Source organism: Mycetohabitans endofungorum (genome assembly GCF_002927045.1).
Lineage (GTDB): Bacteria > Pseudomonadota > Gammaproteobacteria > Burkholderiales > Burkholderiaceae > Mycetohabitans > Mycetohabitans endofungorum.
The window spans coordinates 1-15,087 of sequence record NZ_PRDW01000019.1; the positions used below are offsets into that span (position 1 = coordinate 1).

The window sequence follows — 15,087 nt, forward strand, 5'->3', positions numbered from 1 at the left end:
TATTCTCCATCACAGTACGGCGGTAATGCGCTATTGTTTCGAGCCACGGTAGCGGAGGCGGGATGTGAAACACTAGTCACGCCTGATGCGTGGAAACCGTATGTGCTCGGGGAGATAGAGGTTCATGACGTTCACTGTCGCCACGGAGAAATGCTTAAGCCAGAGCCCACGGCCACGATTGCTTCCATCCTAGCTTGTAAGCTAGACAAATGGGAGAGCCAGCAGGCGCAAAAAGTGAACGAAGACGATAAGGCAGTTTAGCAAAGCACTTAAAGTCGAGGCGGTGAAGCTGGTCGAGGTGCGTGTCGTGTCGCTCGCACAGGAGCGACCGCGACTTAGCTGTGCATGAGCGCATTCGACACAAATGGTCCCAGGCGGAGCGAAGCTGCGAATGGTGACACACTTGAACGTCGGGCAGGTTGTAAGGCGGTGCTGTCTCCCGCCGCGTTTTTGTAAGCAACCGGTTTCATCCAGGGTAAGTCAATATGACTTTGCGTGAGACAAGGGCTGGCCAGCATTTGGCGCAGCGAGATCGATTGTGCGGTTCTCCACTTGCCGGATCGTGGGGCGAGAATAGCGTCGCTCGTCCGGCTCGATGGTGGCCCGCTGCAAGGTATGGCAGTCGGTGAACGCGTGCAGCAGCGCGTAGTGGCTCGTGCCGGTGCATGGGGGCCGGACACGACCACGTACGTCTACGGCGCGCCGCCGTGAACCTGCTTCGATGCGTTGTGTCGCGACACTGGCGGGCGTGATGCGGTAAGGTACCGGTTCGAGTAAACTGCACACCTTTATGGATGCGCGGCATGCGCACTACTTCACTGATCGGAATCATGCGCTTATTCGGCTACCGCATTCTATTCGCCGGTGTGGCGTTTGCCACGCTGTGCGGCCAGGCTTGCGCGGACGTGGCCGACGGCTCGCGCATGGCCAGCCGCTTGCTCGATGATGCGCTGGCGTGCCACTTGCGTGCCCATGATTTCATTGCGCCGCTGGTGGATGAGGGCTTAATCGGCCCGAAGGCATCACGCGTCGAGGACAACTCGGTCAATGCGTTCTTTCCGGTACGCGGCGCGGACTTGCGCGCCTTCGGGTTTTCGGTGATTGCGGTCGTCGGCTACCAGAAGGACGATCCCTTGTTCCGACAAGGTCGGGGCAAACCCATCGGCGACTCGGCTTATGGCGTCGTGGTAATGGGAACCACCCAGCGGGTCAAGACCCGCGCCGAACACGCTGGCAGTCCGGCGATCGTCCACCATGTCGGCCCGCTCGTGACGGCGATCTTCTGCGACGCGCAACGTTGACGCATCGCGACCCGCTGGCAGGCTGACGTCCGGGCTGGCCTCCAGCGCGGCCAGCCTGTGGGTGCCGCGTCGGCCTTGCCGCCTACTGCCGCAGGGCGGTCCGGAACCCGTGCCGCCCGGCAGCCCGCCGGCGCACGATCCGGACAGGCCTGCGCCGCATTAGCGCAGCAGCAGCGTATCGGCCGGCACGCGCACCGAGCCTTCCATGAGCACGCGTGCGCTGCGGCTCATCAACGCCTTGGTCACGATCCATTCGCCGTTGACGCGGCTCGCCTCGGCGCCGACGCGCAACGTGCCGGACGGATGCCCGAAGCGCACCGCGTGGCGCTCGCCACCGCCTGCCGCGCGGTTGACCAGCGTGCCGGGCACGGCTGCCGCCGCGCCGATCGCGACGGCGGCAGTGCCCATCATCGCGTGATGCAGCTTGCCCATCGACATCGCGCGCACCAGCAGGTCGATGTCGGACGCCGCGACCGGCTTGCCATTGGAAGCGACGTAGTCGGCCGGCTGGGCCACGAACGCCAGCTTCGGTGTGTGCTGCCGCGTCGCGATCTCGTCAATGGACGAGATGAGCCCCATGCGCAGTGCGCCATGGGCGCGGACGGTCTCGAGCCTAGTCAATGTGTCTGCGTCGCCGTTGATCGCGTCTTGCAACTCCGTGCCGTGGTAGCCAAGCGCCTCGGCCTCGACAAAGATCGTCGGGATGCCGGCATTGATCATCGTCGCTTGCAACATGCCGATACCCGGAATGTCCAGTTCGTCCACGAGGTTGCCGGTCGGGAACATCGAGCCGCCGCTTTCGTCGTCGGAGGATGGGTCCATGAACTCGAGCGGCACTTCTGCGGCTGGGAAGGTTACGCCATCCAGTTCGAAGTCACCGGTCTCCTGCACCGCGCTGTCCACGATCGGCACATGCGCGATGATAGTCTTGCCGATATTCGCCTGCCAGATCCGTACGGTGACGATACCGTCGCGCGGGATGCGTGACGCGTCGATCAAGTCGTGACTGATCGCGAACGGTCCGACGGCCGCCGACAGGTTGCCGCAGTTGCCGCTCCAGTCGACGAACGGGCGGTCAATCGCTACCTGCCCGAACAAATAGTCCACGTCATGGTCGGGGCGCGCACTGCGGGACAGAATCACGGCCTTGCTGGTGCTCGACGTGGCCCCGCCCATGCCGTCGATCTGCTTGCCGTACGGGTCGGGACTGCCGATCACGCGCAGCAGCAGCGCGTCGCGCACCGCACCGGGCTGCTGCGTGGCGCCAGGCAGGTCCTGCAGCCGGAAGAACACGCCCTTGCTGGTTCCGCCGCGCATGTAGGTGGCGGGGATCTTGATTTGGGATGAGTGAACCATCAGAGTATCGCTCCGTTACGCGGCCGCTTGCGCCGATTCGAGAAAATCCTGCGCAAAACGCTGCAGCACGCCACCTGCTTCGTAGATCGAGACTTCCTCGGCCGTGTCGAGCCGGCAGGTGACCGGGACGTCAGCACGCCCGCCGTCACGGCGATGGATCACCAGCGTGAGATCGGCGCCCGGCTTGCGCTCGCCGATCACATCGAAGGTCTCGGTACCGTCGATGCCCAGCGTGATGCGGTTGACACCGAATTTGAACTCTAGCGGCAGCACGCCCATACCGACCAGGTTGGTGCGGTGGATGCGCTCGAAGCCTTCTGCGACGATGGCCTCGACGCCGGCCAGCCGCACGCCCTTGGCGGCCCAATCGCGCGACGAGCCTTGCCCGTAGTCCGCGCCGGCAATGACGATCAGCGGTTGCTTGCGCGCCATGTAGGTTTCGATGGCCTCCCACATGCGCATGACCTTGCCCTCCGGCTCGACGCGGGCAAGCGAACCCGTCTTAACCGCGCCGTTTTCCAAGACCATCTCGTTTTTCAGTGTCGGGTTTGCGAACGTCGCGCGCTGGGCAGTTAGATGGTCGCCGCGGTGGGTCGCGTACGAGTTGAAGTCTTCTTCCGGTACGCCCATCCTGGCGAGATACTCGCCGGCGGCGCTGTCAACCAGAATCGCGTTGGAGGGCGACAGGTGATCGGTAGTGATGTTGTCGCCGAGCACGGCGAGCGGGCGCATGCTGCGCAACGTACGCTCCCCAGCGAGTGCGCCCTCCCAGTACGGCGGACGGCGAATGTAGGTGCTGCGCTCGCGCCAGTCGTACAGCGGGTTGGCCTGTTGAGCAGCGTCAACGCTAAGCGCGAACATTGGTTCGTACACCTGGCGAAAGTGCTCCGGCTTGACGCTGGCCGCAACCAGCGCGTCGATCTCATCGTCGCCGGGCCAGATGTCGTGCAGTGTGACCGGGTGACCATCGCGGTCGAGGCCGAGTACGTCGCGCTCGATATCAAAACGGATTGTACCGGCGATCGCATACGCCACCACCAGCGGCGGTGAGGCGAGAAACGCCTGCTTCGCATACGGGTGGATTCGCCCGTCGAAGTTCCGGTTGCCGGACAATACTGCGGTCGCATACAAGTTGCGCTCGACGATCTCCTGTTGGATGGCCGGGTCGAGCGCGCCGGACATGCCGTTGCACGATGTGCATGCGTACGCGACGACACCAAAGCCCAATTGCTCCAGTTCCGGCAGCATTTGCGCGTCCTGCAGGTACAGTGTGACGGCCTTCGAGCCGGGGGCCAGGGAGCTTTTCACCCACGGCTGACGGATCAGCCCTCGCCGGTTCGCGTTGCGTGCCAGCAAACCCGCGGCAATCATGTTGCGCGGGTTGTTGGTGTTGGTGCAACTGGTGATCGCCGCGATGATCACCGCGCCGTCAGGCATGCGGCCGGGCGTGTGCTCGACCTTGCCGCTGATGCCGCGTGCGGCCAGCTCCGAGGTGGGCACGCGCTTGTGCGGATTGGACGGACCGGCGATGTTGCGTACCACGGTCGATAGGTCGAACTCGAGCACACGTTCGTATTGCACGTGTGTCAACGTGTCAGCCCAGAGGCCAGCACGCTTCGCATATTGCTCGACCAGCGCGACCAGCTCATCGCTGCGCCCGGTCAGCCGCAGATACTTGATCGTCTGCTCGTCAATGTAGAACATGGCTGCGGTGGCGCCGAACTCGGGCGCCATGTTCGAAATCGTTGCGCGGTCACCGAGTGTCAGGCTGGCCGCGCCCTCGCCATAGAACTCGAGGTAGGCCGACACGACCTTTTGCTGACGCAGGAACTCGGTGAGGGCCAGCACAATATCAGTAGCGGTGATGCCGGCTCGGGGCTTGCCGCTCAGCTTCACGCCAACGATATCCGGCAAACGCATCCACGATGCGCGTCCCAGCATCACGCTTTCTGCCTCCAGCCCGCCCACCCCAACGGCGATCACGCCCAGCGCATCGACCATCGGCGTGTGCGAATCGGTGCCAACGAGCGTGTCGGGGAAGGCGACGCCATCGTTGACCTGCACGACCGGGCTCATGCGCTCCAGGTTGATCTGGTGCAGGATCCCGTTGCCGGGCGGGATCACGTCGACGTTGCGAAACGCCTTTTTGGTCCAGTTGATGAAGTTGAAGCGGTCTTCGTTGCGGCGATCCTCGATCGCGCGGTTCTTCTCGAACGCGCCCTTGTCATCGCCGCCGCATTCGACTGCCAGGGAATGATCGACCACCAGCTGGGTCGGCACAACCGGATTGACCCGTGACGGATCGCCGCCACGCGCCGCGATCGCGTCGCGCAGCCCGGCGAGATCGACGAACGCGGTCTGGCCCAGGATGTCATGGCAGACGACGCGCGCCGGATACCAGGGAAAATCCAGTTCGCGCTTGCGCTCGATGAGCTGCGATAGAGACGCGTCAAGCGTGGTCGGATCGCACCGGCGCACCAGGTTTTCGGCCAATACCCGTGACGTATAAGGCAGGCCGTCGTAGGCGCCCGGCGCCAGCGCATCGACGGCGGCGCGCGCGTCGAAGAAGTCCAGGTCGGTGCCTGGTAGGGGTTTTCTGTAAGCGGTATTCATCGACATCAGGCCCGCTTCTCGAGCGGCACGAACGGCAGGTTTTCCGGGCCGGTATAGTTGGCGCTCGGACGGATGATCTTATTGTCCACGCGCTGCTCGATGATGTGCGCGGCCCAGCCGGACGTGCGCGCGATCACGAATAGCGGCGTGAACATCGCAGTGGGTACGCCCATCATGTGATACGACACCGCGCTAAACCAGTCCAGGTTCGGAAACATCTTCTTGATGTCCCACATCACGGCCTCCAGGCGCTCGGCAATGTCGAACAGCTTGGTATTGGACGCCTCCTTCGATAGCTTCCTGGCGACTTCCTTGATCACCTTGTTGCGCGGATCGGAGATCGTGTAGACGGGGTGACCAAAGCCGATCACCACTTCCTTGTTCTCGACGCGGCGGCGGATGTCCGCTTCGGCTTCGTCGGGAGTGGGATAGCGCGATTGGATCTCGAACGCGACTTCGTTTGCGCCGCCGTGTTTCGGGCCACGCAGCGCGCCGATTGCCCCGGTGATCGCCGAGTAGATGTCCGAACCCGTGCCGGCGATCACACGGCTGGTAAACGTCGATGCGTTGAACTCATGCTCGGCGTACAGGTTCAGCGACACGTGCATCGCGTCAACCCATGAGCGCGTCGGTGCCTTGCCGTGCAACAGGTGCAGGAAATGACCGCCGATCGAGTCGTCATCCGTTTCGACGTCGATGCGCTTGCCGTTGTACGAATAGTGGTACCAGTACAGCAGCATCGAGCCAAGCGAGGCCATCAGCCGGTCCGCGATGTCTCGCGCGCCGGGCAGATTGTGATCGTCCTTTTCGGGCAACACGGTACCGAGCACGGATACACCCGAGCGCATCACGTCCATCGGATGAGCCGACGCCGGAATGGACTCGAGCACTGCCTTGACGTTCGCTGGCAGCGCGCGCAGTGTCTTGAGCTTGACCTTGTAGGCGGCCAACTCGGACACGGTCGGCAGCTTGCCGTGCACCAGCAGGTAGGCGACTTCCTCGAACTCGCATGCATCGGCCAACGCCAGGATATCGTAGCCCCGATAGTGCAAGTCATTGCCGGTGCGCCCGACCGTGCACAGCGCGGTATTGCCGGCGGCCACGCCGGACAGCGCGACCGATTTCTTCGGCTTGAAGGCACTCGTTGCCGGCGTGTTGTTGTCTGCTTCGCTCATGGTTTCGGTTTCGTCTTCGGACGCAAGCGTTACTTGTTGGCGGCGAACAGCGCGTCGAGCTTCTGCTCGTATGCGTGATAGCCCAGGTATTGATACAGATCGGCGCGCGTCTGCATGGTGTTGACAACGGCCTTTTGCGTGCCGTCGCGCAGCACAGTCTGATAGAAGTGCAACGCCGCTGCGTTCATCGCGCGATAGGCGCCGCAGCAGTACAGCGCGATGTCCACGTCGGCGTCGCGCAGGTCGTTGACAGTGAACAGCGGGGTCGAGCCGAACTCAGTCAGATTTGCCAGGATCGGCACCTTGACTGCGGCCTTGAAGCGGCGGTAGTCGTCCAATGTGCGCATTGCTTCGGGAAAAATCATATCGGCCCCGGCTTCGACATAGGCGAGCGCTCGCTCGATCGCGGCGTCCAGGCCCTCGGCAGCGGCGGCGTCGGTGCGCGCCATGATCACGAACTGCTCGTCGGTGCGCGCGTCAACCGCCGCCTTCACGCGGTCGACCATTTCGTTGGTCGGCACACATTCCTTGCCTGGCCGGTGACCGCAGCGTTTCTGGCCAACCTGGTCCTCGATGTGCACGGCCGCCACCCCCGCCTTGATGAACGAGCGGATGGTGCGCGCAATGTTGAACGCGCCGCCCCAGCCGGTATCGATGTCAACCAGCAGCGGCAGCGAGGTTGCATCAGTGATGCGGCGCGCATCGATCAGCACGTCTTCCATCGTGCTGATGCCCAGGTCTGGCAAGCCGAGTGAATTCGCAGCGACGCCGCCGCCGGACAGGTAGACGGCCTTGAAGCCGACGGCCTCGGCCATCTTCGCCGCATAGGCAGTGATCGCGCCGACCACTTGCAGCGGTTGGGCTTGGGCAACGGCGGCGCGGAATTTGGTACCCGCGCTGGCGGGGGCGGAATGGGGTGCGTTCATTGTTGCTCTAAGAAAAAAGCGGCATTTAAGCAATTTCTGGGCCAATGACCGAAGGAAGCGTCAAAGCCTTGATTTTTAGGGTGTGGGTGACTCGGATACTACCGCCTGTGTTTCAAATTTGAAATCAGGCATTTCGTTTCTGAGATGTGGCGCGCATAATGCGAAGATCGCCAATGGGGGATGGGGCCTTGAACATCGTACAACCCGACGCGGCTGCCCGCCCACGGATGTGGGCCATGGGAATAAGCCGATTGCGAGACTTGTTCCTGGACATCGCCCGCGAGTATGACGGGCGTGCGCAACTGCGCGTGGTCTCGCGCGGTTTCGAAGACGCGGTGCACGAAATCAATGTGGCCGGCGCGATGTGTCCGGACGTGGTGGTGGCCGGCGGATCGAACGGCGCGTACCTGAAAGGGCGTGTGAACGTGCCGGTCGTGCTGATCAATCCCACCGGTTTCGACGTGATGCATGCGTTGGCGCAGGCGCGGCGCGGCGCGGCATCGGTCGCACTGGTCACGCATGGCGATATTCCTGACGAGGTCCGGCAGTTCACGCACGCTTACGGCATCGATGTGGTCCTCGGCTCGTATCGGTCGACGCAGGATGCCCAGGCCTGCGTGCAGGACTTGCGTAAGCGTGGCGTCGGCGCAGTGGTTGGCCCCGGCCTGGTCGCGGATCTTGCCGCCCGCGCCGGCATGCATACGGTATTCCTGTACTCTCGCGCCTGCGTGCGCGCTGCTTTTGATACCGCGCTGGAAGTTGCACAGGCCACGCGTGCCGAGGCACTGCGCCGCGCCCGGCTGGACAACCTGCTGCAGCACCTGCGCGACGGGGTGGTGGCGCTCGATGCCGAAGGACGCGTCGAGGCGATGAACCAACGGCTGTCCGACGCCCTCGGTATCGGCGCCACGCAGGCGGCGGGGCGTCCGCTGCTGGATCTGGCGCCGTACCTGGCCGACTCGCTGCCCGACACCGACGGCGATACACTCAGCGTGATCCGCGGGGTGAGCTATGTCGTGCATCGCGGCCCGCTTGCCGGCTCCGGCGGCGAGCAGGGGGGCGCCGTGCTGACATTCCAGGAATCGCGCGCGGTAGAGCGGCTGGATCGCACGTTGCGGTTACGGCCGCGTGCGCAGCAATTTACCGCCCGTTACGATCTGGATGACCTGGTCGGCGAAAGCGCGCCCATCGAGCGCGTGCGCGCGCTGGTGCGTCGTTATGCGCGCTCGGACGCGACCGTGCTCGTGCTTGGCGAAAGCGGCACCGGCAAGGAAATGGTCGCACAGAGCATCCACCGCCTGAGTGCGCGGCGCGATTTCGCGTTCGTGGCCATCAACTGCGGCGCCTTTCCGGAGGCACTGCTCGAAAGCGAGCTGTTCGGCTACGAAGAGGGCGCCTTCACCGGCGCGCGCAAGGGGGGCAAGGTGGGCCTGATCGAAGCCGCGCATCGTGGCACTTTATTCCTGGACGAGATCGGTGAGATGCCGCTGCCGCTGCAAAGCCGTTTGCTGCGGGTGCTCCAGGAGCGCGAAGTGGTGCGTTTGGGCTCGACCGAGCCGGTGCGTGTCGATATCCGCGTGATCGCCGCCACACACCGTGCGTTGACTGACGGCATCGAGTCGGGCACATTCCGCGCCGATTTGTATTACCGGCTGAATATCTTGAGCATTGCGCTGCCGTCGTTGCATGAACGTCCTGGTGATGTGATGCTGCTCGCGGCGGAATTGCTGTTGCAGGCGGCGCGGCGTGAGCCACGCCTGGCCTCGCGCGTGCCGGATATCGGCGTGGCAACTCGGATGCTGGCTCCGGTGGCCGCGCCGCTGTGCGCGTACCGGTGGCCCGGCAACGTGCGCGAGTTGCAGAACGTCATCGAGCGGATCGTGGTCGAATTGGCCGATACCGAAGTCGGTGACGATGTCGCGCTGACCGTGGCCCTGCTGCGCACAATCGCGTCCGAGTTGTTCGACACGCCGGCTGGCTCCGTCGTGCCCGCCTCGACGCTGCGTGAACGTAGCCGCCACGTTGAGGCGGATGAGATCCGTGCTGCGTTAAAGGCTCATGATGGCGATCGCGATGCAGCATGCCAGGCGTTGGGCATCAGCAAGACGACACTGTGGCGCAAGCTTAATGCCGCGCGATAAGGCGCCGCCTGCGCGGACGTGAGTCCAGCCCCGGATCGGCGTGCGCCGTTCGCGCGCCTTAGCACGCTTGTCCGTCGGTTGTTGGTCACTGGTCACTGGTCACTGGTCACTGGTTGCTGATCGTTGATCGTTGGCCGCGGTGCGGGAGCAGGGTCGGACCGATGGGCGTTATATGATGCTGTTGTGGGAGTTGATTCAAGCGCTCGTTGATGATTCGTCTTGCCGTCCCAGCGGATTTTTCCGTGCTGTTGTCGATAGAGCGTCGCGCCGGCGAGCGGCTGCGCGGGCATGTCGCGTTTCCGGTGTTTGCCGCGCACGGATTGACTCAGGATGAGCTTGCCGACGGAGTGCGGCAACGCAGGCTATGGGTGGTGGAGCACGACGATCGCGCTGTGATCGGCTACTTGCTCGGCGGTGAACTCGATGGTGGGTTCCATATTCGACAGATGGACGTCGATCCTGCCTACGGCCGTCGGGGCCATGGCCGCGCATTGCTGCGGCATGCGTGCACGGCCGGGCGCGCCTGGGGGTACCGGCAAGCCCTGCTGACGACATTGCGGGACGTGCGCTGGAATGCGCCGTTCTACCGCAGCGAAGGTTTTGCCGAGTTGCCGATCGCGCTGCAAGGCGAGCAGATGCGCGCGGTGCTCGCGCATGAACAGGCGCTGGGATTCCCGATGCATCTGCGCGTCGCGATGGCCAAGCCGCTGGGCGACTGACCGTTGCGTGAATCGATGCACCTGTGACCGTTACGTGCGTTTGTCGTCCCGCGGTGGCGCAGCATTGGGCGCCTCGGCCTGTCCCGGCGTCGCCACGCATGCGCCAAGGAGCCCGGATTCACGCGCCAAGCTGTGCTAGTGCGTCACGCACGTGCGCGACGAGGCCTCGGCGAGTTTTGAAGGGGGTGCCTGTGCGCACGGGCCAGGTAAACCGGACCGGCAGGGCGGGTTCGAAGCGCAGCACGGCTACGACCGGTGCTTTGATGTGCAGCCGTTCGGAATAGTCGCGTTGCACCGCTATTCCTATCGAGCGGACGTGTGCAGGCATCGGATGGGCGAGATGTTGCGAACGTGGCGAGAGGGTTGGCGGATTACGTGGGTTCGCGCAGGTTGACAGACGGCAGGGCGGCAAGTACTGATAGCAGCGCCCGGTCGCATGGCAGCGCGATCTTCAGCGCGAGCAGCGGATCGGCGCGTGTGCGCCCGAGGTTGATCGCGGCAATTGGCTTGCCGGCCCGCGCCGCCTGCACGCAGAAGCGATAACCTGAGTAGACCATCAGCGACGAGCCGACGACGAGCACTGCATCGGCGTGCGCGAGCGCGGCCTGCGCCGCATTGACACGCTCGCGCGGCACGCCCTCGCCGAAGAACACCACATCTGGTTTCAGCATGCCTTGGCAATGGTCACACACCGGCACCCGGATCGTATCGAAGTCGATTGACTCGAGATGAGCGTCGCCATCGGGTGCTGCGTTGGCCGACAGCGTTTGCAGCACCGGATTGTCCGCTTCGAGCCGCTGCTGAATGGCCTCACGCGCATGCACGCGGCCGCAGCTCACGCAGATGGCGCGGCTAATGTTGCCGTGAAGCTCGATCGTGCCGGTTTGCCCGGCGCGACGATGCAGGCCGTCGACATTCTGCGTGACGAGCCGCTCGACGCGACCCAGCGCCTCGAGCCGCGCCAGCGCATGGTGCGCGGCGCTTGGCTCGGCCTGGGCCAGCACTTTCCAGCCGAGCGCGCTACGGGCCCAGTAGCGGCGGCGCGCCGTCGGCGAGCGAAGGAACTCTTGCAGCAGAATGGGCGTACGGCCCTTGCGCTCGCCATTTACATCGCGATAGTCGGGAATGCCCGAGGCGGTACTGATGCCGGCGCCCGTTAGCACGAACAGGCGAGGATGCGCCAGCACGAAGCTGGTCAGCGCGCGCAGGCTCGTCTGCGCGTCACCCTGCTCGGCCAGCGTGTGCTTCGGCCCACCCGTATCGACCCCGTTGCAGCTTTCGGCCGGACCTTCGGATATGAACGTTTTCATCTCGCTGACAAAGCAGTGTGGTATGACGGCAACCGTGCGTGGCATCGGCGACGGGCCGATACGCCCTTTGACCGATTCTACGGGGTTTAGGCACGGCTGTCGGCGTCGCGTGTGATAGAACAACGGGCACATGGCGCCTCGACCATCATGCAGGACCGATCCCATGCTAGCGACGCGGCAGCAGCATATCCTCGACGCGCTTTCGAAGCGCCGTGCACTGTCTGTTGTGCAACTCATGCGGATGCTGTTGTTATCGCGGTATCATGCGAAACCGTATTTCGTTCACGATCAACCCGACACGGTCAAGACCGAGCCGAAGACCTTCACCGACGCTGGCGCCGTCCCACGCGAGCAAGGTGGCCTATTCGAACCCGAACACGGCCGGCGCTGGGATGGAGGGGATCGTCCTCACGCCAGCCCTGACGGGCGACTCGACACCTGAAAGCTCGAGCAGGGCGTGAAACGCCACACCAAGGGCACTGGCGACCTCGGCGTGCTGCTGTCGCACAACGGGATCATGGTGGCCGACGGCAAGAAGCTGATCGACATACCTGATGCCGGCTGACGTACAGGCGAAGGTGCCCAACGGCTATGGCATCCCGAGGCGCACCGACGTGCCGCTCGCGGGCAAGAACGGTGAAGCCCGTCAAGAAGACGATTGCCGGCGTGAAGCGCGTGTCGGTGGTCTGGACTAAGTAATGGCAAACAAGTCCGAGCAATGACTGGTCACCACCAGCGCGAGCGTGTCGCGCGCCTGCGGCCCAAGCAACTTTGCATCGGCGCGTGTGTCCGTGTTTGTTACGAGGCTGCCGATGTTGCCCTGGTCCGGCCGTAGCGAGCACCTTGAAACTGAACCCGTTCGCTGTAGATGGAATAAAATTAGCTGTTGTTCGCCACCAATGCGCTGCAATTGCGGTGCTGGGCGACTGGGAAAAAGTAGCTTGACTGCCCTCTGGAATACTACCTGGCGATCATCGCGTGCGTACGCGCGCGTTGATGCGACGCGTGCCTGTGTGCTGCTGCGATCACTCGCCGCACTGAAGCATCGGTCTTTTTAGATCGCTTATCCGACGCTATACGGTTTGCTCACCTCCGATTGTGACAGTCTCGCAACCCGATGCAGAAGCTGCATTCTTTATGGCGAGGACACAATGACACGACAGACAAGTCGATTGCTTTCGAAGCTGGGCGCCGGCATGGTTTTGGCAGTAACCGCGGGGTGCGGCGGCACGACGAGCAGCGACGTGGGCGCGTCGGCCGAGCATCGTACAGGGGGGGCACCGTTCACCGTATCGCGCGTCGACACTTCCCCGCGGGATGAGCGCGGAGAACACGACGGGGTTGACGAGCGCGACAGACCAGATGGACCAAAGCTTGATGGCGACGCCATGCCTGCGCCGGCTGCGCCTGGCGACGGCAATCCGCGCAAGCTATCACACAAGGACACCACGAACTTGCAGGAGCAGGATGACACGGAGACGCTGCATGGTTGGACAGACGCTGCTCGTCCGAGAACATGGCCGTCCGCGCCGGTGAAGCGTCCGTCCGACGAATACAAGCGCAGGTCGCAGTTGAGCAGGGCGTCGTCGCTACCTGCTTTCCATGGGCCCCGCCCCGACAACACAAATGGGAATTCCCACCCCGACGGAAGTACCATTCTTCGCGGCGTGCCGTCAATAGACATTCCGAGACACGCGCACCGCCGCTCTGGGGCCAGTTTGACGATTAGTCCGACCACGCGATCGTCTAGCGAGCAAAGTACCGTGGGATTGAATGTATTGCCACATTTCTTCCACGATACAAATTTCAATCCGCTTGAGGCGTTCCGCTCCACGCCGGGCGACACAGTAGCCACTTTGGAGGAACGGCCGGCGGCGCCGTTGAGTGCCCGCCTCAGGACGTGGATGCGGGAGGCTCATGCCGATTTTGCCGACTGTCGTACCATGCCTTGTCCTCATCGAGGTTCGCCGCAGCCGTGGACCACGCTGTTCGATGTCGACGCACGGATGAGACAGCACGAAAAACAGGAAATCGTGCGCACGGAGCTGGAACGGTGGGCGCATACACAGCAGGTGGTGCCTGTAACGCCCGATGCGTTCGATCAACTCGATCAACGCGATAAACTGTGGGTTGCGCTGCGCATCGTCGATGCGGAGGATGCGAACAACGACGACATACTCGCTTGGTCAGTGGCGGCCGAGCTGTTTCCGCGCGAAGCGCTTCGCCAGCGTCAGCATCGCAAAGTTGTGCCATGGATGCTCCAAATGTTCGACCTACGTTTGGACCTGGTCGCTTTGGGCGAGCGTGGCGCCCGGCAGGGCGAACTCGATGCATTTGTCCGGGCGGCGGCCCGTGATGTCGATCAGCAAGACCGCCTTGAGCGGCTGGAGCGGGCGCTGCACGCACTGGCTGTCTACGAGCTCGTCCCGAGAATGCGTAATATTTTAGAGCCGACGGGCGCACCGTTGCATGAAGTGGCGGAGACGACATTTCGCGTGGTCGAGGCACTCGAGCGGCTGGCTGCCGAAGTGGTGCCCACGGTGGTACAGCAAGGCGCGGGCGACGCAGACTACGCGGATCGTTTCAACCAATTATTATCCGGAACGATATAGACGTTTACCGTCCCACGGCTTAACAGCAGACTGTCCAGCGCCTAAAATAGATGTCGATGTGTACCGCTTCAGTGGCTCCCAGTGATAGCTGTAGCGGACACAATAATGACGGGGGATCGATAAGTGAGCAGCCAGCATGCCGTGCACGGCTGAGCTCGTGAGCGGTAAGCTACTAGCACGTCGCCGGCCCGTGCTAGCGTCGGCACGCGTGTGGGTGTTGCAGGCGCGGTGTGTGAGTCGCGCCACCAGCACCTTCGGGGGCACGCTGCCACTATTGCGTTAGTGTGCGAAACAGCGCGCGGCCGTTCAACGACGGGTGGGTTCCTGGATCACGCCGATGTACAGCCGCGGGCCAGGCCCATCGATCGATGCCCGTATAGCTAACGCTGAGCATACATGACACGTGCAGCGATGTGCGTAATTGTGGCTGCATAGTGTCCAGTCGCCTTCTGAAATTGACCGAGCGATTCAAGCGACACCTGCTGCTGCTGGGCGTCGGCGGCCGACCAGCGAGCGATCGGTGCGTAGCCGGGCGTGGCGATATCGCGCATTGGATGGGGCGCGTGGCATTGCGCGATAGCGTGGTGCGCGGGGCCGACCCCGATCCGTTCCTGTGCGCCAAAGTCGCGGCGCAGAAACGGCCGGGGCAAGCGTTCCAGCATTGCTGAGCAGTGACGCACCAGCGTGGTGGTCGGCCGGGCGAAGCATTGCGCGAGCCACTGCGTTGTCTCGTTCCACTACATGAGCGAGCGCACGTAGAGTTCGAGGCGGTGCCACCGGCGTGTGGCGCGCTGCCTGGGATAGGCGGTGCCCGCGGCGCGCCTGATCAGCGCGATGGGACGGGCCATGCCGTCCAGACAGTGCGACGGCGCTGCTAGCCATCTTGACAAAGGCGGACGTTATGCACGGAGCCTGTTCAGCACGAGGTCGCGCA

Annotated in this window: 12 protein-coding genes and 1 pseudogene; 8 read left to right on the plus strand and 5 right to left on the minus strand. The window is 63.5% G+C overall.

Translation table 11 applies throughout. The features are described 5' to 3' along the window. From B0O95_RS16720 to B0O95_RS13815, 3 genes are all read left to right on the plus strand, one after another. Nucleotides 1–261, plus strand: a 261-nt coding sequence (locus B0O95_RS16720) for a thioesterase domain-containing protein (RefSeq protein WP_233203385.1), incomplete at its 5' end; no start/stop codon positions are given. 234 nt (nt 262–495) lie between these two features. Then, on the plus strand, nt 496–711 hold the full coding sequence (locus B0O95_RS15680) for a hypothetical protein (RefSeq protein ID WP_146064090.1): 216 nt from the start codon (nt 496–498) through the stop codon (nt 709–711). 119 nt (nt 712–830) lie between these two features. Next, nucleotides 831–1,301: a hypothetical protein gene (locus B0O95_RS13815; protein WP_370641778.1), complete on the plus strand. Its 471-nt coding sequence runs from the start codon at nt 831–833 to the stop codon at nt 1,299–1,301. Nucleotides 1,302–1,460: 159 nt separating this feature from the next. Here the strand turns inward: B0O95_RS13815 and prpF are convergent, their stop codons facing one another. From prpF to prpB, 4 genes are read right to left on the minus strand one after another with little or no spacing between them, the layout of a single operon-like run. Beyond that, complete coding sequence (prpF, locus tag B0O95_RS13820; protein WP_104078397.1) at nt 1,461–2,657, minus strand: 2-methylaconitate cis-trans isomerase PrpF; 1,197 nt, start codon at nt 2,655–2,657, stop codon at nt 1,461–1,463. Between the two features lie 15 nt (nt 2,658–2,672). Beyond that, entirely contained in the window at nt 2,673–5,270 is a 2,598-nt protein-coding gene (gene acnD / locus B0O95_RS13825; RefSeq protein ID WP_104078420.1) for a Fe/S-dependent 2-methylisocitrate dehydratase AcnD, read from the minus strand. Nucleotides 5,271–5,275: 5 nt separating this feature from the next. Further along, nucleotides 5,276–6,445 carry a bifunctional 2-methylcitrate synthase/citrate synthase gene (prpC, locus tag B0O95_RS13830; RefSeq protein WP_104078398.1) on the minus strand — a complete coding sequence of 390 codons (1,170 nt, stop codon included), beginning with the start codon at nt 6,443–6,445 and terminating at the stop codon, nt 5,276–5,278. A 29-nt stretch (nt 6,446–6,474) separates the two neighbouring features. Then, a complete protein-coding gene (gene prpB / locus B0O95_RS13835; protein ID WP_104078399.1) occupies nt 6,475–7,371 on the minus strand; it encodes a methylisocitrate lyase in 897 nt (298 codons plus the stop codon). Nucleotides 7,372–7,598: 227 nt separating this feature from the next. On the opposite strand from prpB, the gene prpR reads away from it, so the two are divergent. Together prpR and B0O95_RS13845 are read left to right on the plus strand one after the other, a co-directional pair. Further along, on the plus strand, nt 7,599–9,512 hold the full coding sequence (prpR, locus tag B0O95_RS13840; protein WP_370641777.1) for a propionate catabolism operon regulatory protein PrpR: 1,914 nt from the start codon (nt 7,599–7,601) through the stop codon (nt 9,510–9,512). Between the two features lie 209 nt (nt 9,513–9,721). Next, the gene (locus tag B0O95_RS13845) at nt 9,722–10,231 is read left to right on the plus strand and encodes a GNAT family N-acetyltransferase (RefSeq protein WP_104078401.1); all 510 of its coding nucleotides are present in this window, start codon (nt 9,722–9,724) and stop codon (nt 10,229–10,231) included. A gap of 371 nt (nt 10,232–10,602) precedes the next feature. On the opposite strand, the gene B0O95_RS13850 is transcribed toward B0O95_RS13845, so the two are convergent. After that, nucleotides 10,603–11,541, minus strand: a complete 939-nt coding sequence (locus B0O95_RS13850; protein ID WP_104078402.1) for an NAD-dependent protein deacetylase — start codon at nt 11,539–11,541, stop codon at nt 10,603–10,605. Between the two features lie 292 nt (nt 11,542–11,833). On the opposite strand from B0O95_RS13850, the pseudogene B0O95_RS16725 reads away from it, so the two are divergent. The 3 genes and pseudogenes from B0O95_RS16725 to B0O95_RS16735 all read left to right on the plus strand — a co-directional run. Further along, a pseudogene (locus B0O95_RS16725) lies at nt 11,834–12,237 on the plus strand (type 2 periplasmic-binding domain-containing protein); the annotation flags it as partial. A gap of 1,067 nt (nt 12,238–13,304) precedes the next feature. Further along, entirely contained in the window at nt 13,305–14,153 is an 849-nt protein-coding gene (locus tag B0O95_RS16730) for a hypothetical protein (protein ID WP_233203388.1), read from the plus strand. A 434-nt stretch (nt 14,154–14,587) separates the two neighbouring features. Next, a complete protein-coding gene (locus B0O95_RS16735; protein WP_146064091.1) occupies nt 14,588–14,821 on the plus strand; it encodes a hypothetical protein in 234 nt (77 codons plus the stop codon). Nucleotides 14,822–15,087 lie beyond the last annotated feature (266 nt).

What these genes read in the sequence shown, in the direction of transcription:
- prpC (WP_104078398.1), bottom strand. Translation starts at nt 6,445, where the DNA reads ATGAGCGAAGCAGACAACAACACGCCGGCAACGAGTGCCTTCAAGCCG.
- prpB (WP_104078399.1), bottom strand. Translation starts at nt 7,371, where the DNA reads ATGAACGCACCCCATTCCGCCCCCGCCAGCGCGGGTACCAAATTCCGC.
- B0O95_RS13850 (WP_104078402.1), bottom strand. Translation starts at nt 11,541, where the DNA reads ATGAAAACGTTCATATCCGAAGGTCCGGCCGAAAGCTGCAACGGGGTC.
- B0O95_RS13815 (WP_370641778.1), top strand. Translation starts at nt 831, where the DNA reads ATGCGCTTATTCGGCTACCGCATTCTATTCGCCGGTGTGGCGTTTGCC.
- prpF (WP_104078397.1), bottom strand. Translation starts at nt 2,657, where the DNA reads ATGGTTCACTCATCCCAAATCAAGATCCCCGCCACCTACATGCGCGGC.
- acnD (WP_104078420.1), bottom strand. Translation starts at nt 5,270, where the DNA reads ATGAATACCGCTTACAGAAAACCCCTACCAGGCACCGACCTGGACTTC.
- prpR (WP_370641777.1), top strand. Translation starts at nt 7,599, where the DNA reads ATGTGGGCCATGGGAATAAGCCGATTGCGAGACTTGTTCCTGGACATC.
- B0O95_RS13845 (WP_104078401.1), top strand. Translation starts at nt 9,722, where the DNA reads ATGATTCGTCTTGCCGTCCCAGCGGATTTTTCCGTGCTGTTGTCGATA.